Source organism: Pseudomonas alkylphenolica, assembly GCF_016009175.1.
Taxonomy (GTDB): Bacteria; Pseudomonadota; Gammaproteobacteria; order Pseudomonadales; family Pseudomonadaceae; genus Aquipseudomonas; species Aquipseudomonas alkylphenolica_B.
In genome coordinates, this window is the sequence record NZ_JADUCM010000007.1 from 68219 (window position 1) to 90283 (window position 22065).

The following is a 22065-nucleotide window of genomic DNA, read 5'->3' on the forward strand; positions in this document are numbered from 1 at the left end:
CGACGGCCAGGGGCCGCCGCAGGCCGCAACCGTCAGCGCACCGGTGGCGCGTACTGGATGCCGCCGTTGTTCCACAGGGCGTTCAGGCCGCGGTCGATCTGCAGCGGGGTGCTCTTGCCCAGGTTCTTCTCGAAGACTTCACCGTAGTTGCCGACCTGTTTGACGATCTGCACGACCCAGTCCTTCGGCAGTTTCAGGTCCTTGCCATACTCACCGTCGGCACCCAGCATGCGCGCCACGTCCGGGTTCTTGGTGGACTTGGCTTCGGCTTCGACGTTCTTGGAGGTAATGCCCATTTCTTCGGCATTGAGCATGGCGAACAGGGTCCACTTGACGATGCTGAACCACTCTTCATCGCCTTTACGTACTACCGGGCCCAGTGGCTCTTTGGAAATGGTCTCCGGCAGAACGACGTAGTCGGTCGGCGCAGCCAGCTTGGAGCGCTGTGCGTACAGCTGCGATTTGTCGGATGTCAGCACGTCGCAACGGCCGGACTCCAGCGACTTGGCGCTTTCATCGGAGGTGTCGAAGGTGATCGGCGTGTACTTCAGGCCATTGGCGCGGAAGTAGTCGGAGACGTTGAGCTCGGTGGTGGTACCGGCCTGGATGCAGATGGTTGCGCCGTCCAGCTCTTTGGCGCTGGAAACACCGAGCTTTTTATTCACCAGAAAGCCGATGCCGTCGTAATAGGTAACACCGGCGAACACCAGGCCCATGCCGGCGTCACGGGAACTGGTCCAGGTGGTGTTACGCGACAGCACGTCGACCTCGCCGGACTGCAGCGCGGTGAAGCGCTCCTTGGCATTGAGCTGGCTGAACTTGACCTTGGTAGCATCGCCAAACACGGCTGCAGCCACTGCGCGGCAGACGTCTGCGTCGATGCCGACGATGTTGCCCTTGGCATCCGGAACCGAAAAACCCGGCAAGCCGTCACTGACGCCACACTGAACGAAACCCTTCTTCTGCACGGCGTCCAGGGTCGCACCTGCCTGTGCGATACCGCTGATACCGAATACGGTAGCAGCGGTAACCACTGCCAGGGTGGATTTCAACATCTTCATTCAAACCTCCAGTTTTGCTCTTATTGTGTTGAGCCGGGATTGCACCGCACCCTTATGAGGCGCATCCGACCCGTGTTGGCTTGTTTTTGGGTCAATTGGCGCAATGCGCTGTTCTGTGACAGCCTTGGGGACCGCTAACGGGTGTTACCGTCCAAAACGTGTAACCTCGCATCTGGAGTTTCATAGCAAAGCGCGTACCAAACTGAATGGCTAAAGCGTTTCAGTTAACGTCAACAGGAAAACTTGCACCGTTGCGACAGGTTCTTCCCGGATTCACCCGACGCGCCTTCATTTCATGCACGCAAACAAGCGCGCGCGCACATTTTCGGAGCAGTCATGAGCCACCCGCTGATTCTTGAGCCACAAAAAAAAGCAGACGCCTGTGTGATCTGGTTGCACGGCCTGGGGGCCGATCGTTACGACTTCATGCCGGTGGCCGAAGCCCTGCAGGAGGTCCTGCTGACCACCCGCTTCGTCATGCCCCAGGCGCCCACCCGGCCGGTGACCATCAATGGCGGCTACGAAATGCCCAGCTGGTACGACATCAAGGCGATGACGCCGGCGCGCGCCATCGACGAGGATCAGTTGCAGGCGTCCGCCGAGCAGGTAATCGAACTGATCAAGGCCGAGCAGGCCAAAGGCATCGACCTGGCCCGTATCGTCCTCGCGGGTTTCTCACAGGGCGGCGCAGTGGTACTGCACACTGCCTATATAAAGTGGCAAGAAGCCCTGGGCGGCGTCCTGGCCCTGTCGACCTACGCACCGACGTTCAACGACAAGGTCGAGCTGACCGCCTGCCAGCAACGTACCCCGGCCCTGTGCCTGCATGGTGTGTACGATCCGGTGGTACTGCCGGCCATGGGCCGCGCGGCCTTTGAACACCTGAAAAACTGGGGTGTCAGCACGCAATGGGCTGAATACCCGATGGAACATGAAGTTGTGCAGGAAGAAATCAGCGATATCGCCGCCTGGCTGGGCGCACGCCTGCGTTAAAACCGGCCTTCCCTGTAGTTGTCAGTGCAAGCCACTACGCCGCGCCCGATTCTTGCATTACACTGGCCGGCGTACATTCCTTAACCAATTGATGAGATGACCGTGCTCAAAGCACTCAAGAAGATGTTCGGCAAGAGCGAGGTTGAGCAACTCGCCACCGAAAGCGCTGCCCCTGTGAAGCAGCCACCCGCAGCCCCCAAGGCCCCTGCCCCGGCTGCCCCGCTCAACACCGAGACCAAGGCTGAAGCCGCCAAACCGGCACGCGCCGAAAAGCCGGCCGAAGCCAAACCGCGCCGTGAGCGCAAGCCAAAACCTGCAGCCTCCACCTGGAAGCTGGAAGATTTTGTGGTCGAGCCACAAGAAGGCAAAACCCGTTTTCATGACTTCAAGCTCTCGCCCGAGCTGATGCATGCGATCCATGACCTGGGCTTTCCGTATTGCACGCCGATCCAGGCGCAAGTGCTCGGCCACACCCTGCGCGGCAAAGACGCGATTGGCCGCGCCCAGACCGGCACCGGCAAGACCGCAGCCTTTCTGATCTCGATCATCTCCCAGCTGCAGCAGACCCCGCCGCCCAAAGAGCGCTACATGGGCGAGCCCCGGGCGCTGATCATCGCCCCGACCCGCGAACTGGTGGTCCAGATCGCCAAGGACGCTGCCGCGCTGACCAAGTACACCGGCCTGAACGTGATGACCTTCGTCGGCGGCATGGACTTCGACAAGCAACTCAAGGCCCTCGAAGCGCGCCACTGTGACATCCTCGTCGCTACCCCGGGCCGCCTGCTCGACTTCAACCAGCGTGGCGAAGCCCACCTGGACATGGTCGAGGTACTGGTACTGGACGAAGCCGACCGCATGCTCGACATGGGCTTTATCCCGCAGGTACGCCAGATCATTCGCCAGACCCCGCCCAAGAGCGAGCGTCAGACCCTGCTGTTCTCCGCGACCTTCACCGAAGACGTGATGAACCTGGCCAAGCAGTGGACCACCGACCCGGCGATCGTCGAGATCGAGCCGGAGAACGTTGCCAGCGAAACCGTCGAACAGCATGTCTACGCCGTCGCCGGCAGCGACAAGTACAAGCTGCTGTACAACCTGGTGACCGAGAACAAGTGGGAACGGGTGATGGTCTTTGCCAACCGCAAGGACGAGGTGCGCCGCATCGAGGAGCGCCTGGTGCGCGATGGCGTCAACGCTGCCCAGCTGTCGGGTGACGTGCCTCAGCACAAACGCATCAAGACCCTGGAAAACTTCCGCGAAGGCCGCATCACCGTGCTGGTTGCGACCGACGTCGCCGGTCGCGGCATCCACATCGACGGCATCAGCCATGTGATCAACTTCACCCTGCCCGAAGACCCGGACGACTACGTACACCGTATCGGCCGTACTGGTCGCGCGGGCACCAGCGGTGTCTCGATCAGCTTTGCCGGTGAGGACGACTCTTACCAGCTACCGGCTATCGAAGAGCTGCTGGGTCGCAAGATCAGCTGCGAAATGCCGCCAACTGAACTGCTCAAGCCTGTACCGCGCAAACATCACTGATTTTTTGCGCCGTCGCCAAAAACGCAGCCCTCTCCGGCTGCGTTTTTTTATGCCGCCGATATTGTCCAAATAAACAAAGAGTCCATAATGGACAAAATAGTTTAATTGGAGCCTCGTATGTCTGCGCCTCTCGTCATCGACAAACCGCTCGCTCGCCAGCTGCTGGCACAGGTGGATGTGCCACAGATCCTGCGCAACCTGTTTCGTGACCTGGCGGCCGGGCAAGCGGTGCAGCCGCCCCAGCAACTGGTCGAGTTCCCGAACGGCCAAGGGGACTTTATCAATTACGGCGGTGTGCTGGCCGAGCAGCGCGTGTATGGCGTCAAGACCTCGCCCTACATCGTCCGCGAGCAAGGCCCGCTGGTTACTGCCTGGACCTTGCTGATGTCCATGGACAGCGGCCAGCCGTTGCTGCTGTGCGATGCCGGCGAGCTGACCACGGCGCGCACGGCGGCCACCACTGCGGTCGCCGTCGACGCCCTGGCCCCGGCGACGGCCAAGCGCCTGACCCTGATTGGCAGCGGCCCGATTGCCCGCGCACACCTGCACTATGTGCGCGGCCTGCGTGAATGGCAGGACATCCGCCTGTACTCCCCAAGCCTGGCCCGGCAAAGCGCCGAACAACGCCGGGCCCTGAGCGACCTCGACCCGCGCCTGACCCTGAGCGACAGCCTTGAACAGGCGCTGATTGATGCCGATGTGATCCTGCTGTGCACGTCCTCGGCCACGCCGGTCATCGACCCGGCTACCTTGAGCAAGCCGGCGCTGATCACCTCGATCAGCACCAATGCCGTACGCGCCCATGAAGTTCCCCCGGCCAGCCTCAGCGCCATGGACGTGTACTGTGACTACCGGGTAACCACCCCGGGCAGCGCTGGCGAAATGCGCATCGCCGCCGAGCAACACGGCTGGACCCCTGACGCCATCGTCGGCGACCTGGCGCAATTGATGAGCCAGCAGGCACCGGCGCCGAGCTACCAGCGCCACGCCTTCTTCCGCTCCATCGGCCTGGGCCTGGAAGACATCGCCCTGGCCAATGCCCTGTACCACCTGCAGCGCGCCGTCTGAGGAGCTCTTCATGCAACAGGCAGACTTCATCATCATCGGTGCCGGCATTGCCGGTGCCTCCACCGGCTACTGGCTCGCCCGCCATGGCCGGGTACTGCTGCTGGAACGCGAATCGCAGCCTGGCTATCACTCGACAGGCCGCTCCGCGGCGCTGTACACCGCCGCCTACGGCACCCCGCAGGTGCGTGCGCTAACCCTGGCCAGCCGCGCCTTTTTTGACCAGCCGCCGGCAGGCTTTGCCGAGCACCCGCTGCTCAGCCCGCGTGGTGAGATGACCGTCGACCTGACCGGCGATCCCGCAGAGCTGCAACGCCAATACCTGAGCGCCAAGGCCTGCGTGCCGGAGGTCGAGTTGCTCGACGCCGAGCAGGCTTGCGCCCGCCTGCCCGTGCTGCGCCGCGACAAGGTGCATGGCGCCCTGTATGACCCGAGCGCCAGCGATATCGACACCGATGCCCTGCACCAGGGCTACCTGCGCGGTATCCGCCGTCAGCAGGGCGAAGTGCACAGCGACTGCGAAGTCCTGCAATTGAGCCGCGATGCCGACGGCCACTGGCAGGTACAAACCAGCCGTGGCACCTTCAGTGCGCCGGTGCTGATCAATGCCGCCGGCGCCTGGGCCGACCAGATCGGCGTATTGGCCGGTGCCCAGCCACTTGGCCTGCAACCCAAACGCCGCGCCGCCTTCATTTTTGCCGCGCCTGAAGGCATCGACAGCCATGCCTGGCCAATGCTGGTCAGCCTTGACGAATCGTTCTACATGAAGCCTGACGCCGGCATGCTGCTCGGCTCGCCGGCCAACGCTGACCCCGTCGAGCCGCATGATGTGCAGCCCGAAGAACTGGACATCGCCTTGGGTATCTATCAGATCGAGGAAGCCACGACCTTGAGCATCCGCCGACCGACCCGCACCTGGGCCGGTTTGCGCAGCTTCGTCGCCGACGGCGATCTGGTCGCCGGCTTCGACCCCGCAGTGCCCGGCCTGTTCTGGGTTGCCGCCCAGGGCGGCTACGGCATTCAGACCTCACCGGCCATGGGCCAGGCCAGCGCTGCCCTGGTACGCGGCGAAGACTTGCCGGAGTCGCTCAAGGCCTTTGGCCTGAACGAAACCATGCTCTCCCCGCGCCGCCTGCAGGGATGACGCGCCGCCGCGATTGCGGCACACTCGCAGCGCCCTTGCCCCAAGGGCGCTGACACCGCCTGGAGCCTGCCTGAATGTCGACCCCCAGCCGCGACCCTGCCCTGGACAATTACCGGGCCATCGCTGATGCCATCGCCACCCTGTTCTTCCCGCATGCCGAGGTGGTGCTGCACGACCTGCGCAGCCAGAAAATCGACTACATCGCCAACAACCTGTCCAAACGCGAGATTGGTGACGACGCGGCGCTGGAAGACATGCTCGAGACAGGCACCCAGGAAACCAACATTGGCCCCTACGAAAAACTCAACTGGGACGGTCAGAAGATCCGCTCGCTGAGCACCGTGCTGCGCACCGAGTCAGGCACGCCGCTGGCGGTGCTGTGCATCAACCTGAACATCTCGCTGTTCGAAAACGCCAAGGCGGCGCTGGACCTGTTTCTTTCGCCCAGCCGGCTGATCCCGCAACCGGATGCGTTATTTCGCGACGACTGGCAGGAGCGCATCAACACCTTCCTCAACAACTGGCTGCGCCAGCGTCAGTTGAGCCTCAACCTGCTGACCCGCGACCACAAGCGCGAACTGGTGCTGGCCCTGCACGCCGAAGGCGCATTCAAGGGCAAGAGTGCGGCCAACTACGTGGCCAATGTACTGGGGATGGGGCGCGCGACGGTGTACAAACACCTGAAGGAACTCAAGGCCTGAAAAACTTCAGGCCTTGAGGCGGTCAATCAGTCGCCGTAGATGTCCGACTTGAAGTACTTGGCTTGAATCTTCTGGTACTCGCCGTTGGCGCGAATCGCGTCAATGGCGTTGTTGAACTGGCTGACCAGCTCACTGTTGCCCTTGCGAATGGCGATCCCGGCGCCCTCACCGACGTATTTCGGGTCTTTGAGCTCAGGGCCGGTGAAGGCATAGTCGGCACCGCGTGGCATCGACAGGAAGTCATCCAGGGGAATGGTGTCGGCAAAAATCGCATCCACGCGTCCGGATGCCAGGTCCATGTAGATTTCTTCGTTGTTGCTGTAGCGCTTGATCGTGATGCCCTTGGGTTCCAGCACTTCAGTGGCATAGCGATCCGTGGTGGTGGCGCGCTGCACACCCACGGTCTTGCCCTTGAGGCTTTCATACTGGTCGTCGACCGTCGCGCCCTTCTTCATCACCAGGCGTGACGAGGTGAAGTAGTACTTGTGGGTGAAATCCACGGATTTCTTGCGTTCATCGGTGATGGTCATCGACGACAGGGCCGCATCGATCTTCTTCACCTTCAGCGAAGGGATCAGCCCGTCGAATTCCACCTCGTTCCACTCACACTTGACCTTCATCTGCGCGCACAAGGCGTTGCCGATGTCGTAGTCGAAACCGACGATCTCACCTTTGTCGTTCTTCGAAGCGAACGGTGGGTAGGCGGCCTCGATGCCGATGCGCAAGGTGTTCTCGGCGGCGAACAGGCTGCTGCTGGCCAACAGGCTCAGGGCCAGACCGCTGATCAGGGTGAAGGTCTTCATGATGGGTCTCTCTCGCTCGTTGTTGGAGGTGTGTTGCAAGACAGAGGAAAGGGAACAGGCGTGCGTCAGCCTGGAATTATTTTGTACTTATAATTCCATACTGGACTTTATTGTATGAAAACTCAACAGGCAAAAAATTTGCCCGCAGGCGCGAGGCTTGCCCGCGAAAAAACGATAACGCGGTGTTCCCGACACACCGCAGCGACTGCTTCGCCGGCAAGCCTGGCTCCTACGGGGCTCCGCTACCAGCGCCCTGCCGCGTCTTCGTCGCTCTGCTTGCCCTCGACCCAACGCGGGCCGTTACCGGTCTGTTCTTTCTTCCAGAACGGTGCACGGGTCTTGAGGTAGTCCATGATGAAGTTGCAGGCATCGAACGCTGCCTGGCGGTGGGCGCTGGCGACGCCGACAAAAACGATCGGCTCACCCGGATCAAGCGCGCCGATACGGTGTACAACCTCGACTTTGAGCAGCGGCCAGCGCTGCTGCGCCTCGACGACAATCTTCGCCAGAGCCTTTTCGGTCATGCCCGGATAGTGCTCCAGAAACATGCCCGCGACTTCCTGACCGTCATTGAAGTCGCGCACATAACCGACAAACGCAACCACAGCCCCGACGCCGACGTTGGCCGCGTGCATGGCATTGGTTTCAGCCCCCGGATCAAAGGCCTCGACCTGAACACGTACACCCATCTCAGCCTCCGGTTACAGGAGGAAAGAAAGCCACTTCGTCACCCTCGACAAGCGGCTCGTCAAGCTTGCACAGGTCCTGGTTGCGCGCGCACATCAGGTTCTGTTCGGCCAGCACCTCATACTTGCCGCCCCGGGCGAGCAATGCCTGGCGCACCTGCTCCAGCGTGGCAAACGAACCCTCCAGCGGCTCGCCATCCCTACCCAGGGCTTCCCGGTAACGGGCGAAATACACCACGTTGATGCTCATTTTGTTTCATCCGCCTGATAATGGCCGCTCTTGCCGCCGGTTTTTTCCAGCACCCGTACGCTATCAATGATCATGCCGCGATCAACTGCCTTGCACATGTCATAGATCGTCAGCGCAGCGACACTGGCCGCCGTCAGTGCTTCCATCTCCACGCCGGTCTGTCCGGCCAGTTTGCAGCGCGCGACGATATGCACCGTATCGTTGCCTTCGGCGCGGAGTTCGACCTTGACGCTGGTGAGCATCAGCGGGTGGCACAGCGGGATCAGGTCACTGGTTTTCTTTGCCGCCTGGATACCGGCAATGCGCGCCACGGCGAACACATCCCCTTTGGGGTGTTCGCCATCAACGATCATCTGCAGGGTTTGCGGGAGCATGCGCACCCGCGCTTCGGCCACCGCCTCACGCGAGGTCACGGCTTTATCGGTGACGTCGACCATATTGGCCCGACCTTGGGAATCGAGATGAGTCAGCACTGCCTTCCTCCTGTTCAGGAGCAACGAGTGTAAACCCAGGAGTCAGGAATTCGCAGCGAAAAAAAGCCGGGCGGTGAAACCGCCCGGCGCTGGGGATTACAGGTGCGATTCGGCGTATTCGGCCAGGATCGAACGCGGCACACCCTGCAGGGTGATGTGCACGCCGTTGGGGAAGTCCTTGAAGCGCTCGGTCAGGTAGGTAAGGCCCGAGCTGGTGGCGGACAGGTAAGGGGTATCGATTTGCGCCAGGTTGCCCAGGCAGATCACCTTGGAGCCGGCGCCGGCACGGGTGATGATGGTTTTCATCTGGTGCGGCGTGAGGTTCTGGCATTCATCGATGAGGATCAGGCTCTGCTGGAAACTGCGACCGCGAATGTAGTTCAGCGATTTGAACTGCAGCGGTACCCGCTCAAGGATGTAGTCGACGCTGCCATGGGTGTTCTCGTCATCCATGTGCAGTGCTTCGAGGTTATCGGTGATTGCCCCGAGCCAGGGTTCCATTTTTTCCGCTTCGGTGCCCGGCAGAAAGCCGATCTCCTGGTCCAGCCCCTGCACGCTGCGGGTGGCGATGATGCGCCGGTAGCGCTTGCTGACCATGGTCTGCTCAATCGCGGCAGCCAGGGCCAGGATGGTTTTACCGGAACCGGCCGCACCGGTCAGGTTGACCAGGTGGATGTCCGGATCAAGCAGGGCGAACAGCGCCAGGCTCTGGTGGATGTCACGCGGTTTCAGGCCCCAGGCTTCCTGGTGCAGCAGCGGCTCCTGATGGAGGTCGAGCAAGAGCAGTTCGTCGTCCTTGATGCCCTTGATCCAGCCGACAAACCCCTGTTCATCAATGATGAATTCGTTGATATGCACGGCCGGCAGGTTGTCGACCATCTGCACCCGGTGCCAGGTGCGACCGCGCTCCTGGCGCGTTTCGACCTTGCTCACGCGGTCCCAGAACGAACCGGTGACGCTGTGATAGCCCTTGGACAGCAGGGAAACGTCGTCAACCAGCTGGTCGGTGCTGTAGTCCTCGGCCGCGATACCGCAGGCGCGGGCCTTCAGGCGCATGTTGATGTCTTTGGTCACCAGCACCACGTCGAGGTCTTTGCGCCGACTGCGCAGTTCCAGCAACTGGTTGATGATGATGTTGTCGTTGAGGTTTTCCGGCAGCAGGCGGTTCGGTTCGTTGCGGGGGCTCATCAGGATCGACAGCAAGCCCTTGGGCCCGCTCTTGCCACGCTGGATCGGCACGCCCTGCTCGACATCGGCAGGCGAGGCATCGCCCAGGGTCTGGTCAATCAGGCGGATGGCCTGGCGGCATTCGGCGGCGATGGTGTGCTTGCCGGTCTTGAGTTTGTCGAGCTCCTCCAGCACCGTCATCGGTATGGCGACGTGGTGCTCCTCGAAGTTGAGCAATGCGTTTGGATCGTGGATCAGTACATTGGTATCGAGCACATAAAGGATTGGCTGGGTGGAGGAAGTGCTGCGTCCTTGATCATCCATACTCGGTCACCTTTGTGGGAGCCAGACGACGCAATACCTGGTCGGTGCTGCGCCGAGAAGTGGCCGCCGGTTCTCCCCTGATCCGCGTCGTTACGGTCGGGAAACTACAAACAGCTGAGGTGCCAATGACGCCACCTGTGCTGCAGGGTTCGGCGGTCTGTCTTCTTGATACCGCAAAACCCATGACCGGAAAAAGCACTTTTACGTATTTTTGAAGTTTATTTTTCTGCAGGGCATTTTGCCCTTGGCGTGGTGTCAAAGCACCGCTACAGTCATAAATCCAGGTCATTGAAAAAGACATCGCGGTTTTTCGCCTGCCCCGCCCTTCCCCGCCGGTTTTCAGCTTTTCCCGGCAAAATGCCGGCAATCTTCCCAACCGATCCCACTCTGCGACGTCTGTTCAAGCAGCCAGGCCACCGCCTCCTGCGCCTTGGGCTGGGTGTCGTGAAACTGGATGAGCCCGCGGCGCCAGAGCAGCATCAGGGTCAACACCCGCTGCGCTGACTGCTCGGCACTCAATGCGCCCTGATCCTGGGCGTCGATGTTCCACAGTGTCACCTGCAGGCCCTGGCTGGCAAAGAATGCCTGGCTGTCGGCGCGGCGCTGGCCATAGGGCGGTCTGAACAACGGCACATACTGGTCCGGCAGGTCAGCCTGGACCCGCGCCTGGCTGCGCAGCACCGAGCGCTGCCAGTCCTGCCACTGCCCATGGGAGCGGTACTCCCAGCCCTGAATCCCCACGCACTGGCCCTTGTACAGCGCCCGCAGGTCTGCCAGCGAGGTTTTGTCGCGGCGCGTCTGCACGCTGTTGCCGAGCACGAAGAAGGTTGCCCCGAGCTTTTGCCGGCGCAAAAAGTCGGTCAACGCGTCGGTGCTGCTACCTGCAGGGCCCGGCCCTGAATCGAAGGTAAGCATGAACAGGCGATCATTAAGCTCATCGCCGGTGCGCTCAAGGTCCGCGTAACGCTCGACTTCACTGGCGGTTTGCGGAAACAGCGCCGCCTTGCGCAGCAGTTCGTCGAGGTAGCGCTGATGGAACTCGCGGCTGGGCGGCGCCCAGCCGGCATAGAACGAGTCGCTGGCCACTTCGAACCGGGCCGCCTGCTTGCGCAGTTCAGCCTGGCTGTCGATGACATAACAGAACGAGGCATCCTGTTCGCAACTTTGCTGGGCCAGGTCGTAATTGCGCCACAGCTGTTGCCACAGCCGCGCACGTACCTGGTTGATCGACGCCAGGTTGATCTGCCTGAGCCCCAGGCGGGTCGCAAGGCTTGGCTCGTCGAGCGCTTCACTGGCCTCCAGCACCTGGGCGAACGCGAGGATCTCGGCGCGCGAGGCAACATCGAACAGTGCCGGGCTGTTCAATTGCTCAGGCCAGTGACTGCGTTCGAAAGTCGCCACCGGCAACGGCGCGGCCTGCACCGCCACACTCAACAATCCGCCCAGCAATAGAAAAGCAATGCGCACGATCAACTCTCCGATTTCCTCGCCGCGCACTATAGCGTCAAGCGTCGGGATGGTCTGTGGCTATTGACGTCATAGCTGGAGATCAGCGCCCCCGCCCCGTAGAATCGGCGCCACGATTCAAGGAGCCCGACCCATGCTGACGGTGATTTCCCCCGCCAAGACCCTCGACTACGACACCCCGCCCGTTATCCAGCGCTACACCCAGCCGCAGTACCTGGACGATTCCCAGGTGCTGATCGAGCAACTGCGCGAGTTGTCGCCAGCGCAGATCAGCGAGCTGATGCACCTCTCCGACAAGCTCGCCGGCCTCAACGCCGCCCGCTTCGGCAGCTGGACCCCGGCGTTCACGCCGGACAACGCCAAGCAGGCCCTGCTGGCCTTCAAGGGTGACGTGTACACCGGGCTGGACGCCGAAAGCCTGAGCGAAGACGACTTCAGCTACGCCCAGGACCACCTGCGCATGCTCTCGGGCCTGTATGGCCTCCTGCGTCCTCTGGACCTGATGCAGCCTTACCGCCTGGAAATGGGCACCAAGCTGGCCAATGCCCGCGGCAAAGACCTGTACGCCTTCTGGGGCACCCGCATCAGCGAGTGGCTGAACCAGGCACTGGCCGATCAGGGCGACGATGTGCTGCTGAACCTGGCCAGCAACGAGTACTTCAGTGCGGTGAAACGCAGCGCCCTGAACGCGCGGATCATCAACACCGAGTTCCGCGACTTCAAGAACGGCCAGTACAAAATCATCAGTTTCTACGCCAAGAAAGCCCGCGGGATGATGAGCCGCTTCGTGATTCAGGAACGCATCAACGACCCCGAGCAACTCAAGCAGTTCGATGTGCAGGGCTACTACTACAGCGCCGAACAGTCCAAGCCGGACAACCTGGTGTTCCTGCGCGACCATCCGGACGCGTAAGTCGGTAGGAGCAACTGTCTTTGTGGGAGCCAGGCTTGCCGGCGAATCAGGCACCGCGGTGCCCCTGATGCACCGCGTCATCGCTTTTCGCGGGCAAGCCACGCGCCTACAGTTTCGCCCTACAAGCGCCATAAACATGACGCCAACAAAACGGCGCACCCTGTTTTATCGCCAATCGTCATAAGCCCGTTCGTAATTTTTTGACGAATTTCGTAAAAATTTTTTCGATACTGGCATAAAAACATCCCTCCCTGAGTTCGTCCTTTATATACAGGGGTGAAACTACCCAGTGCCATCAAAGTGGAAGTAATGGCACTTGAAAAAATATTTAAAAATCTTTCACGTTGCATGAACCGCCCTCGGAACTTATCCCCTCAGCCATCGCTCATACCACCCGTAACGATTCTCGAGCCCCGTGTGAGAGATGACCTACAACACAGTTGGCAATGCACAACCTGTGTGCAGAACAACCCATACAACGAGAGCGTCACCCATTGGCGCCCCGTTAAACTCAGGAGATCCGCGCCCTAATAAATCGTCCTAGTGGTTGATTTCAAAGGATTTTTATCCAATTGAAAGAGCAAGCACTGCAGTATCGGCGAACCGTTCTGCAATAAAGACGGCTGCATTTAAGGGCACGTCCATAATTTTTGGCCATTGGCTGCCAACTTTGAGTGCAGATTATTTTGCACTCCATATTTATATGCCTGCGTACGGTGAAGTGACATCTTTTTGCCACAACTTCGTTCGCCCGAAAATTGCTGGTTAATCAATCCGGTCTGGCTCTGCTAGTTGAGCCGGCATGATAAACACATGAGGTGATAGCGATGCGTATCAGCATCTTTGGTTTGGGTTATGTAGGTGCAGTCTGTGCTGGCTGCCTGTCCGCACGGGGTCATGAAGTGATTGGCGTGGATGTTTCCAAGACCAAGATCGACCTGATCAACCAGGGCAAATCGCCAATTGTCGAACCCGGGCTTGAAGCACTCTTGCAACAGGGCATCGACAACGGCCGCCTGCGTGGCACCACCGACTTTGCCGCCGCCATTCGCGACAGCGACCTGTCGATGATCTGCGTCGGTACGCCGAGTAAAAAGAATGGCGACCTGGGCCTGGAATACATCGAATCGGTGTGCCGCGAAATTGGTTTTGTCCTGCGTGAAAAAGCCAGCCGCCACACCATCGTGGTACGCAGCACCGTGCTGCCGGGTACCGTCAAGAACGTGGTGATCCCGATCCTGGAGGACTGCTCGGGGAAAAAAGCCGGCGTCGACTTCGGCGTTGCAGTCAACCCGGAATTCCTGCGTGAAAGCACCGCGATCAAGGACTACGACCAGCCTCCGATGACAGTCATTGGCGAACTGGACACCGCCAGTGGTGATGTCCTGCAATCGCTGTACGAAGAACTCGACGCCCCGATCATCCGCAAGGACATCGAAGTCGCCGAGATGATCAAGTACACCTGCAATGTCTGGCATGCGGCCAAGGTCACCTTCGCCAACGAGATCGGCAACATCGCCAAGGCCGTCGGCGTCGATGGCCGCGAAGTGATGGACGTAGTCTGCCAGGACAAGACCCTGAACCTGTCGCAGTACTACATGCGCCCGGGCTTTGCCTTCGGCGGCTCGTGCCTGCCCAAGGACGTGCGTGCCCTCACCTACCGCGCCAGCAGCCTCGATGTGAAGGCCCCGCTGCTCAACTCGCTGATGACCAGCAACGAGTCCCAGGTGCAGAACGCCTTCGACATCATCGAAAGCCACGACAAGCGCAAGGTCGCCCTGCTCGGCCTGAGCTTCAAGGCCGGTACCGACGACCTGCGCGAAAGCCCGCTGGTCGAACTGGCCGAACGACTGATCGGCAAAGGCTACGACCTGAACATCTACGACAGCAACGTCGAGTACGCCCGTGTCCACGGTGCGAACAAAGACTACATCGAGTCGAAGATCCCTCATGTGTCGTCGCTGCTCAACGCTGACTTCGAGCAAGTGATCAAACACGCCGACGTGATCGTGCTGGGTAACCGCGACGAGAAGTTCCGCGCCCTGGCCCAACACGCGCCGGAAGGCAAACAGGTCATCGACCTGGTTGGCTTCATGAGCAAAACCTCCTCGCCAACCAGCCGCACCGAAGGCATCTGCTGGTAATCCCCGCAGGCTGGCCCGGGGCCCCACGGCCCCGGGCAACACCCTTCTTCCCCCACTGGATACGGATGCAGAACATGCAAAGGCTCAAGCACGGCCTGCTACAGGTCGCCGGTTGGCTGTTCTACGTGAGCCTGCTCATGTTGATCGCCCTGGCCTTGCCCAACTCCATTTTCGACCCCGAATCGAAGGACTTCATTTTCCTCATCGGTGCCGTCGGTATCTGGCGCTATTCCATGGGTGCCACGCACTTTGTGCGCGGCATGCTGTTTCTCTACGTGGTCTACCCGATGCTGCGGCGCAAGGTGCGCAAGCTGGGCAGCGCCGCGGACCCCTCGCACGTCTACCTGATGGTGACCAGCTTTCGCATCGATGCCCTGACCACAGCCCAGGTCTACAGCTCGGTGATCCGCGAGGCGATTGCCTGCGGCTACCCGACCACTGTGGTCTGCTCGCTGGTGGAAATGTCCGACGAACTGCTGGTGAAAAGCCTTTGGGAAAAATTCAATCCGCCTGATCGCGTCACCCTGGACTTTGTACGGATCGCCGGTACCGGCAAGCGTGATGGCCTGGCCTATGGCTTTCGCGCCATCTCCCGCCACCTGCCGGATGAAAACGCGGTGGTGGCAGTGATCGACGGCGACACCGTGCTCGGCGAAGGCGTGGTACGCAAGACCGTGCCCTGGTTCAAGCTGTTCGGCAATGTCGGCGGCCTGACCACCAACGAGTTCTGCGAAGTGCGCGGCGGCTACATCATGAGCGAATGGCACAAACTGCGTTTCGCCCAGCGCCACATCAACATGTGCTCCATGGCCCTGTCCAAGCGCGTGCTGACCATGACCGGGCGCATGTCGGTGTTTCGCGCCGCAGTGGTCACCAACCCCGAGTTCATTGCCGACGTCGAAAACGACTCGCTGCAACACTGGCGCCTGGGGCGCTTCAAGTTCCTCACCGGTGACGACAAGTCCAGCTGGTTCAGCCTCATGCGCTTGGGCTACGACACCTTCTACGTGCCGGATGCGGCGATCAACACGGTCGAGCACCCGCCGGAAAAAAGCTTTATCAAGGCCAGCCGCAAGCTGATGTACCGCTGGTACGGCAACAACCTGCGCCAGAACTCCCGCGCTCTGGGCCTGGGTATCCGTCGCCTGGGGCTGTTCACCAGCGTGGTGCTGTTCGACCAGCGCGTGTCGATGTGGACCAGCCTGCTGGGCCTGACCGTTGCCGTCATCGCCAGCCTCAAGTTCGGCCCGGCGTTCCTGCTGGTGTACCTGCTGTGGATCGGCATCACCCGCCTGATCCTGACCATCATGCTGCTGTGCTCGGGCCACGCCATCGGCCCGGCCTACCCGCTGATTCTTTATTACAACCAGATCGTCGGCGCGATCATGAAGATCTACGTGTTCTTCCGCCTCGACAAGCAGTCCTGGACCCGCCAGCCCACTGCCCTCAAACGCGACCTCGCCAGCTTTCAACAATGGTTCAACACCTGGTCCTCCCGGACCATGACCTTCTCGGCAGCCAGCATCTTCATTGCTGTGCTGTTCATGGTCGTGTGAGCCGGAACCCGATTGGATTAAACAGGAACAAATCGCCATGAATACCGCCGTGAATGTCAATGTCGTGCATGAGTCAGAAGCCCAGCGCCAGCACGCCCGGGTGCGCATCCCGGCCAAGCTGCGCTACCTGGGTGGCAACCGGGAAACCCTGGAAGTAAAGGTCGATGACCTGTCTGCCGGCGGCCTGAGTTTCCATGCCAAGCACCCGCTCAAAGTCGGCGAGGTGCTGCGCGGACGCCTGCAGTTCAACGTCGACAAACTCGGCCTGGCCATGGACATCGAGTTCCAGGTGCGTTCCTTCGACCCGTCCAGCGGCCGCACCGGCGTGCAGTTCCAGAATCTTGAGCCGCGTGACATCGCCACCCTGCGCCACATCATCACCTCGCACCTGTCGGGCGAGCTGATCACCGTGGGCGATGTGCTCAGCACCCTGCAACGCGACAACTTCACCAAGGCGCGCAAGCAGAAAGACACCAACGGCGGCATGAGCGCCTTTGGCCGCCTGCGTGCGGTGACCTTCAGCCTCGGCGTATTCGTCGTCGGCGTCGCCGCCTTCGGCTTTATCGCCAAATCGGTCTACGGCCTGTACTTCGTCAGCCATGCCCAGGCCGGTGTGGTCAGTGTGCCCACCACCAACGTCACCATGCCACGCGACGGCACCGTGCAGAGCCTGGTCGAAAGCGGCGGGCAGATCGTCAAAGGCGCGCCACTGGCCTCGTTCAGTACCAGCATGCTGGACATGCTCAAAGGCCACCTGGACGACCAGCAACTGGAGCCGGCCAAGGTTGAAGAGCTGTTTGGCAAACAACTGAGCGGCACCCTGACCAGCCCCTGCGATTGTGTGGTTGCCCGCCAGCTGGTGGACGACGGCCAGTACGCGAGCAAAGGCCAGGTGATCTTCCAGCTGATTCCGCGCACCACCAGCCCGACCATTGAAGCCCGTTTCAGCTATCGCCAGTTCGATGACGTCCAGCCCGGTGCTCGCGTGCACTTCACCGTGGCCGGCGAAGACCAGGCGCGCAGCGGCCAGATCGTCAACAGCGCCAGCCTGAACAGCGACGATCTGTCGTCGGACATCCGCGTGCAGATCAAGCCCGACGAGTCGCTGCCAAGCGAACTGGCTGGCCGCCCGGTCGCAGTCGACAGCAACCGTGGCCCGTCGCTGGACTGGCTGATCGACAAAGCCGTGGCCCGTGGGCTCTAAGAGGATCCGCCCATGAATATCACCAACCACTCTGTGGGAGTCGGCATCGCCGGCGATGAGGCCCTGAACAGCAGCGACCGCCCTGCGCTCGATCGCAGGCTTCGCCAGCTCCCACAGGCCCTGGCTTTTTGCGGATTGGCCCTGGCTGTGACACTGGCCGGTTGCGCCGGCCTGCCCGACCAGCGCCTGGCCAACGAAGCGCTCAAGCGTGGCGACACCGCCCTGGCCGAACAGAACTACCGTCAGCTCGCCGACCTCGGTTACAGCGAAGCCCAGGTCGGGCTGGCCGATATCCAGGTGGAAACCCGCGACCCGGCCAAACTCAAGGAGGCCGAAGCCACCTACCGCGCCGCCGCCGATATTTCGCCGCGGGCCCAGGCCCGCCTGGGCCGCCTGCTGGCGGCAAAACCGGACGCCAGTGAAGCCGAACGCCAGGAAGCCGAGACCCTGCTGAAGAAAGCCTTCGCCAATGGCGAGGGCAATACCCTGATTCCACTGGCGATGCTCTACCTGCAATACCCGCAGAGTTTCCCGAGCACCAACGCCCAGCAGCAGATTGACCAGTGGCGCGCCGCCGGCTACCCGGAAGCGGGCCTGGCCCAGGTGCTGCTGTACCGCACCCAAAACACCTACGACCAGCACCTGGCCGAGGTCGAGCGCATCTGCAAGGCGGCGCTCAATACCACCGACATCTGCTATGTCGAACTGGCCACCGTCTACCAGAAGCGCGGCCAACCCGAGCAGCAGGCGGCGTTGATCGAGCAAGTGAAAAGCGCCTATCAACGCGGCGCAATCCCGGCCACCCGCGTAGACAGCGTGGCGCGCGTATTGGCCGACCGTACCCTGGGCCAGACTGACGAAAAAACCGCACAAGCCCTGCTTGAGCAGGTCGCACCAGTGAATCCGGGGTCCTGGGTGAGCCTGGCGCAACTGCTCTACGACTTCCCCGAACTGGGTGATACCGACACGTTGATGGCTTACATCGACAAAGGCCGCGCCGCCGAACAGCCACGCGCCGAATTGTTGCTCGGCCGCCTGTACTACGAAGGCAAGACCGTACCGGCCGATGCACAGAAAGCCGAGACCCATTTACTCAGCGCCGCCAATGCCGGCGAGATCAGCGCCCACTATTACCTGGGGCAACTGTACCGCCGCGGTTACCTGGGCAAGGTCGACCCGCAAAAAGCCGTCGATCATCTGCTCACTGCCGCCCGCGGTGGCCAGCTCAGCGCCGACTACGCCCTGGCCCAGCTGTTCAGCGAAGGCCATGGCATTCGCCAGGATCCAGTCAACGCCTGGGTCTTCAGCCAGCTGGCACAAGCCAACCCGAGCGATCAATCGCAGGCCCTGGCGACCCAGCTCGATCAGCAACTCACCCCCGCACAACGGCCACAGGCCCAGCGTCTGCTGCAACAGGAGCGCCAGGCCCGTGACGCCATCGGTCAGGGTGTTGGCACCCTGGCCCTGCAGGCCGTGCAAGAACCCGTAGAAGGCGAGGACTCTCTATGACACTCAACCCGTGGATGAAAGCCGGTCTGGGCCTGGGCTTCGCCCTGCTCTGGTCGTGCCCGACCCTGGCGGCGATGACCGCAGAAAAGAACTTTGGCCTGGACGTGAAGATCACCGGACAGTCCGAAGACGACCGCGACCTCGGCACCCGCTCCGGCGGCGACGTCAACGGCGTGGGCCTGGACCTGCGCCCCTGGGTCTACGGTGAGCGTGGCAACTGGAGCGCCTTTGCCATGGGCCAGGCGGTAGCCGCCACCGACATCATCGAAACCGACACCCTGCGCCAGTCCGGCGATGAAGCCGAAGCCGAGAACCGCAACGACGATGGCCGCGAAGCCGATAAAAGCTACCTGGCCCTGCGTGAATTCTGGGTCGGCTACAGCGGCCTGACCGCCTACCCGGGCGAAGAATTGCGCTTCGGTCGCCAGCGCCTGCGCAACGACGACGGCATGTGGCGCGACACCAACATCGAAGCGCTGAACTGGACCTTCGACACCACTTTGCTGCGTGCCAACCTCGGTGTGGCCGAGCGTTTCAGCGAATACCGCACCGACCTCACCGAGCTGGCACCGGAAGACAAAGACCGCCTGCACATCTACGGTGATGTCGCCACACAATGGACGCCGGGCCACTGGGTTGGCCTGCGCGCCCACCACACCCATGACGACGGCAACCTGAAAAGCCCTGGCGAAACCGTCGACGCACTGGACAAGACCCGCACCGGTGACCTCACCTGGCTGGGCATCGAAGCCAACAGCGACGCCTACAACTGGCGCAACCAGAACCGCGTCAACTACTGGGGCAGCGTGACCTGGCTCACCGGTGACCGCGACAGCCTCAACACCACCACGGTCAACGGCGAACAGGTTGCCAGCGGCAAGCAGAGTGGCGACGTCAACGCCTGGGCCACCGACCTCGGTGTTCGCCTGCGCCTTGACCCCAACTGGCAGGTCGGCGCCGCGTATGCCCGCGGCAGCGGCGGCGGTGGCAGCGACGGTTCGGGCAACTACGAGCAGACCGGCCTTGAGAGCAACCGCTCCAACTTCACCGGCACCCGCTCGCGGGTACACCGCTTTGGCGAAGCCTTCCGTGGCGAACTGGGCAACGTCCAGGCCGCCACCCTGTTCACCTCCTGGCAACTGCGCGACGACTACGACGCCAGCCTGATCTACCACAAGTTCTGGCGTGTCGACGGTGACCAGAACATCGGCAGCAGCGGCATCAACGCCGTGGTCGAGGACAACGGCATCAACCGGCCGTTGATCCAGGGCGAAAAAGACCTTGGCCAGGAAATGGACCTGGTGGTCACCAAGTACTTCAAGCAGGGTCTGCTGCCCGCTGCCTTGAGCCAGTCGATCGACGAACCTTCGGCGCTGGTGCGCTTTCGCGGTGGCGTGTTCAAGCCCGGCGATGCTTATGGCAAGGAAGCGGACTCGTACATGCACCGCGCCTTTGTCGACGTGATCTGGCGCTTCTGATGCCTGGAGTGCATTGATATGAGCCTTCAATCCAACACCCTGCAGCACCTGCTGGCTGGCACCCTGCTGCGGGCCAGCAGCATTGCCCTGGCCAACGGCCAGGCACCGGTGCCTGTCGCCAAAGGGCTGCAACAGGCCAAGACCTATACGGTCAGCAGCGCACCGATCGAACCGCTGCAGATTCCGGCGCCGACACTGCCGGACCTGACCGGCTACACCGCCGACGCGGTGCAGAAGAAGATCGAGCGCCAGCACAAGGGCAAGGTCTCGGTACGGCGCATGCTGCAGGAAGATGCACTCAAGGAGTTCATCGGCGGCGACAACAAGATGGCCGAGTGGGTGGCGCGTCAGCACGGCATCCCGCAAGCGATCTTCATCGATGACGGTCATGTCGACTTCACCGAGCTGAGCAAGCGCGTGCCCAAGCAGTACCTGAGCGAAACCGCACCGGGTGTGTTCCTTGCGCGCCTGCCGATCGTGGTCGGAAAAAAAGGCGTGCTGGAGATCGACGCCAAGGTCAAGCAACTGCGCCTGTCCCAGGAGGGCGGCGCGTTCATCGTCAACGACGGCAAGCTGTTCGTCACCGACACCCAGGTGACCGGCTGGCGCGAGAAGGACAACGGCCCGGCGACCTTCCGCTCACCCAAGGAGTTTCGCCCGTTCCTGCTGTCCTGGGGCGGCACCGAGACCTACATCGTCAACAGCAAGATGGCCAGCTTCGGCTATGCCAAGAGTAAGTCCTATGGCGTGAGCATTTCCCAGTACACGCCGAACATGGCCAAGCAGATGGGCCGCGCCGAACCTACCGGCTGGATCATCGGCTCCGAGTTCAGCGACATGTGGTACGGCTTCTACTGCTACGAGACCAGCGACTTCGTGGTCAAGGACAGTGTCTACCGCGACAACATCGTCTACGGCATCGACCCCCACGACCGTTCGCACCGCCTGATCATTGCCGGCAACACCGTGTATGGCACAAAAAAGAAGCACGGCATCATCGTCTCCCGTGAGGTCAACGACAGCTGGATCATCAACAACAAGAGCTACGACAACAAGCTCTCGGGGGTGGTGATCGACCGTAACAGCGTCAACAACCTGATTGCCTACAACGAGATCTACCGCAACCACACCGACGGCATCACCCTGTATGAGAGCGGCGACAACCTGATCTGGGGCAACAAGCTGATCAACAACCGCCGCCACGGCATTCGCGTGCGCAACAGCGTCAACATCCGCCTGTACGAAAACGTCGCCATGGCCAACGGCCTGGTGGGCGTCTACGGGCACATCAAGGACCTCTCCGACACCGACCGCGACATCGCCCTCGACCCGTTCGACACCAAAGTCTCGCTGATCGTGGTCGGCGGCGAGCTGGCAGCCAACGGCAGTGGCCCATTGTCGATCGACTCGCCACTGAGCGTGGAGCTGTACCGCGTCTCGATGCTGGCGCCAAGCAAGGCCAACGGCATCAGCTTTTCCGGCGTGCTGGGCGACCGTCAGGACGAAATCCTCGACCTGATGGTGCGCCAGGGCAAAGCGGTGCTGATCGACCCGGTCGAACGCCAGACCGAAATGCTGGACTGAG

General features: G+C 61.5%; 19 protein-coding genes. 12 read left to right on the plus strand and 7 right to left on the minus strand.

The window, feature by feature from the left end:
- Positions 1–32: 32 nt before the first annotated feature.
- Positions 33–1061, minus strand: coding sequence for an amino acid ABC transporter substrate-binding protein (locus I5S59_RS09195; RefSeq protein ID WP_197876309.1), 1029 nt, complete (start codon positions 1059–1061; stop codon positions 33–35).
- A gap of 336 nt (positions 1062–1397) precedes the next feature.
- On the opposite strand from I5S59_RS09195, the gene I5S59_RS09200 reads away from it, so the two are divergent.
- The 5 genes from I5S59_RS09200 (at position 1398) to I5S59_RS09220 (ending at position 6506) form a co-directional block, all read left to right on the plus strand.
- Positions 1398–2054 (plus strand): alpha/beta hydrolase, encoded by a 657-nt coding sequence (locus I5S59_RS09200; protein WP_197876310.1) that lies wholly within the window; start codon positions 1398–1400, stop codon positions 2052–2054.
- A gap of 102 nt (positions 2055–2156) precedes the next feature.
- Positions 2157–3596 (plus strand): ATP-dependent RNA helicase RhlB, encoded by a 1440-nt coding sequence (rhlB, locus tag I5S59_RS09205; protein WP_197876311.1) that lies wholly within the window; start codon positions 2157–2159, stop codon positions 3594–3596.
- Between the two features lie 117 nt (positions 3597–3713).
- On the plus strand, positions 3714–4664 hold the full coding sequence (locus tag I5S59_RS09210; RefSeq protein WP_197876312.1) for an ornithine cyclodeaminase family protein: 951 nt from the start codon (positions 3714–3716) through the stop codon (positions 4662–4664).
- Positions 4665–4674: 10 nt separating this feature from the next.
- On the plus strand, positions 4675–5805 hold the full coding sequence (locus I5S59_RS09215) for an NAD(P)/FAD-dependent oxidoreductase (protein ID WP_197876313.1): 1131 nt from the start codon (positions 4675–4677) through the stop codon (positions 5803–5805).
- Between the two features lie 74 nt (positions 5806–5879).
- The gene (locus tag I5S59_RS09220; protein ID WP_197876314.1) at positions 5880–6506 is read left to right on the plus strand and encodes a helix-turn-helix transcriptional regulator; all 627 of its coding nucleotides are present in this window, start codon (positions 5880–5882) and stop codon (positions 6504–6506) included.
- Positions 6507–6532: 26 nt separating this feature from the next.
- Here I5S59_RS09220 and I5S59_RS09225 read toward each other — a convergent pair whose 3' ends face one another.
- From I5S59_RS09225 to I5S59_RS09250, 6 genes are all read right to left on the minus strand, one after another.
- Positions 6533–7309, minus strand: coding sequence for an ABC transporter substrate-binding protein (locus I5S59_RS09225; RefSeq protein WP_197876315.1), 777 nt, complete (start codon positions 7307–7309; stop codon positions 6533–6535).
- 242 nt (positions 7310–7551) lie between these two features.
- On the minus strand, positions 7552–7998 hold the full coding sequence (gene moaE, locus I5S59_RS09230; protein WP_197876316.1) for a molybdopterin synthase catalytic subunit MoaE: 447 nt from the start codon (positions 7996–7998) through the stop codon (positions 7552–7554).
- A gap of 1 nt (position 7999) precedes the next feature.
- Positions 8000–8245 (minus strand): MoaD/ThiS family protein, encoded by a 246-nt coding sequence (locus tag I5S59_RS09235; RefSeq protein ID WP_197876317.1) that lies wholly within the window; start codon positions 8243–8245, stop codon positions 8000–8002.
- Entirely contained in the window at positions 8242–8718 is a 477-nt protein-coding gene (gene moaC / locus I5S59_RS09240; RefSeq protein WP_197876318.1) for a cyclic pyranopterin monophosphate synthase MoaC, read from the minus strand. The genes I5S59_RS09235 and moaC overlap by 4 nt, the downstream gene beginning before the upstream one ends.
- A gap of 96 nt (positions 8719–8814) precedes the next feature.
- Positions 8815–10209, minus strand: a complete 1395-nt coding sequence (locus I5S59_RS09245; protein WP_128323851.1) for a PhoH family protein — start codon at positions 10207–10209, stop codon at positions 8815–8817.
- Positions 10210–10548: 339 nt separating this feature from the next.
- Complete coding sequence (locus tag I5S59_RS09250; protein ID WP_197876319.1) at positions 10549–11676, minus strand: polysaccharide deacetylase family protein; 1128 nt, start codon at positions 11674–11676, stop codon at positions 10549–10551.
- Between the two features lie 133 nt (positions 11677–11809).
- Here I5S59_RS09250 and yaaA point away from each other — a divergent pair, with 133 nt between their 5' ends.
- The 7 genes from yaaA (at position 11810) to algG (ending at position 22064) form a co-directional block, all read left to right on the plus strand.
- On the plus strand, positions 11810–12589 hold the full coding sequence (gene yaaA, locus I5S59_RS09255) for a peroxide stress protein YaaA (RefSeq protein WP_197876320.1): 780 nt from the start codon (positions 11810–11812) through the stop codon (positions 12587–12589).
- Between the two features lie 827 nt (positions 12590–13416).
- Entirely contained in the window at positions 13417–14733 is a 1317-nt protein-coding gene (locus tag I5S59_RS09260) for a nucleotide sugar dehydrogenase (protein WP_197876321.1), read from the plus strand.
- A 65-nt stretch (positions 14734–14798) separates the two neighbouring features.
- Positions 14799–16289 (plus strand): mannuronan synthase, encoded by a 1491-nt coding sequence (gene alg8, locus I5S59_RS09265; RefSeq protein WP_197876322.1) that lies wholly within the window; start codon positions 14799–14801, stop codon positions 16287–16289.
- 37 nt (positions 16290–16326) lie between these two features.
- Entirely contained in the window at positions 16327–17493 is a 1167-nt protein-coding gene (locus I5S59_RS09270; protein ID WP_128323846.1) for an alginate biosynthesis protein Alg44, read from the plus strand.
- A 12-nt stretch (positions 17494–17505) separates the two neighbouring features.
- Positions 17506–19002, plus strand: a complete 1497-nt coding sequence (gene algK, locus I5S59_RS09275; protein ID WP_232239662.1) for an alginate biosynthesis TPR repeat lipoprotein AlgK — start codon at positions 17506–17508, stop codon at positions 19000–19002.
- Positions 18999–20480, plus strand: coding sequence for an alginate export family protein (locus I5S59_RS09280; protein ID WP_197876323.1), 1482 nt, complete (start codon positions 18999–19001; stop codon positions 20478–20480). The genes algK and I5S59_RS09280 overlap by 4 nt, the downstream gene beginning before the upstream one ends.
- A gap of 18 nt (positions 20481–20498) precedes the next feature.
- Complete coding sequence (algG, locus tag I5S59_RS09285; RefSeq protein ID WP_197876324.1) at positions 20499–22064, plus strand: mannuronan 5-epimerase AlgG; 1566 nt, start codon at positions 20499–20501, stop codon at positions 22062–22064.
- The last annotated feature ends 1 nt before the right edge of the window (position 22065 follow it).

What these genes read in the sequence shown, in the direction of transcription:
- I5S59_RS09195 (WP_197876309.1), bottom strand. Translation starts at nt 1,061, where the DNA reads ATGAAGATGTTGAAATCCACCCTGGCAGTGGTTACCGCTGCTACCGTA.
- I5S59_RS09200 (WP_197876310.1), top strand. Translation starts at nt 1,398, where the DNA reads ATGAGCCACCCGCTGATTCTTGAGCCACAAAAAAAAGCAGACGCCTGT.
- I5S59_RS09210 (WP_197876312.1), top strand. Translation starts at nt 3,714, where the DNA reads ATGTCTGCGCCTCTCGTCATCGACAAACCGCTCGCTCGCCAGCTGCTG.
- I5S59_RS09215 (WP_197876313.1), top strand. Translation starts at nt 4,675, where the DNA reads ATGCAACAGGCAGACTTCATCATCATCGGTGCCGGCATTGCCGGTGCC.
- I5S59_RS09220 (WP_197876314.1), top strand. Translation starts at nt 5,880, where the DNA reads ATGTCGACCCCCAGCCGCGACCCTGCCCTGGACAATTACCGGGCCATC.
- I5S59_RS09225 (WP_197876315.1), bottom strand. Translation starts at nt 7,309, where the DNA reads ATGAAGACCTTCACCCTGATCAGCGGTCTGGCCCTGAGCCTGTTGGCC.
- moaE (WP_197876316.1), bottom strand. Translation starts at nt 7,998, where the DNA reads ATGGGTGTACGTGTTCAGGTCGAGGCCTTTGATCCGGGGGCTGAAACC.
- I5S59_RS09235 (WP_197876317.1), bottom strand. Translation starts at nt 8,245, where the DNA reads ATGAGCATCAACGTGGTGTATTTCGCCCGTTACCGGGAAGCCCTGGGT.
- I5S59_RS09245 (WP_128323851.1), bottom strand. Translation starts at nt 10,209, where the DNA reads ATGGATGATCAAGGACGCAGCACTTCCTCCACCCAGCCAATCCTTTAT.
- yaaA (WP_197876320.1), top strand. Translation starts at nt 11,810, where the DNA reads ATGCTGACGGTGATTTCCCCCGCCAAGACCCTCGACTACGACACCCCG.
- I5S59_RS09260 (WP_197876321.1), top strand. Translation starts at nt 13,417, where the DNA reads ATGCGTATCAGCATCTTTGGTTTGGGTTATGTAGGTGCAGTCTGTGCT.
- alg8 (WP_197876322.1), top strand. Translation starts at nt 14,799, where the DNA reads ATGCAGAACATGCAAAGGCTCAAGCACGGCCTGCTACAGGTCGCCGGT.
- I5S59_RS09270 (WP_128323846.1), top strand. Translation starts at nt 16,327, where the DNA reads ATGAATACCGCCGTGAATGTCAATGTCGTGCATGAGTCAGAAGCCCAG.
- algK (WP_232239662.1), top strand. Translation starts at nt 17,506, where the DNA reads ATGAATATCACCAACCACTCTGTGGGAGTCGGCATCGCCGGCGATGAG.
- I5S59_RS09280 (WP_197876323.1), top strand. Translation starts at nt 18,999, where the DNA reads ATGACACTCAACCCGTGGATGAAAGCCGGTCTGGGCCTGGGCTTCGCC.
- algG (WP_197876324.1), top strand. Translation starts at nt 20,499, where the DNA reads ATGAGCCTTCAATCCAACACCCTGCAGCACCTGCTGGCTGGCACCCTG.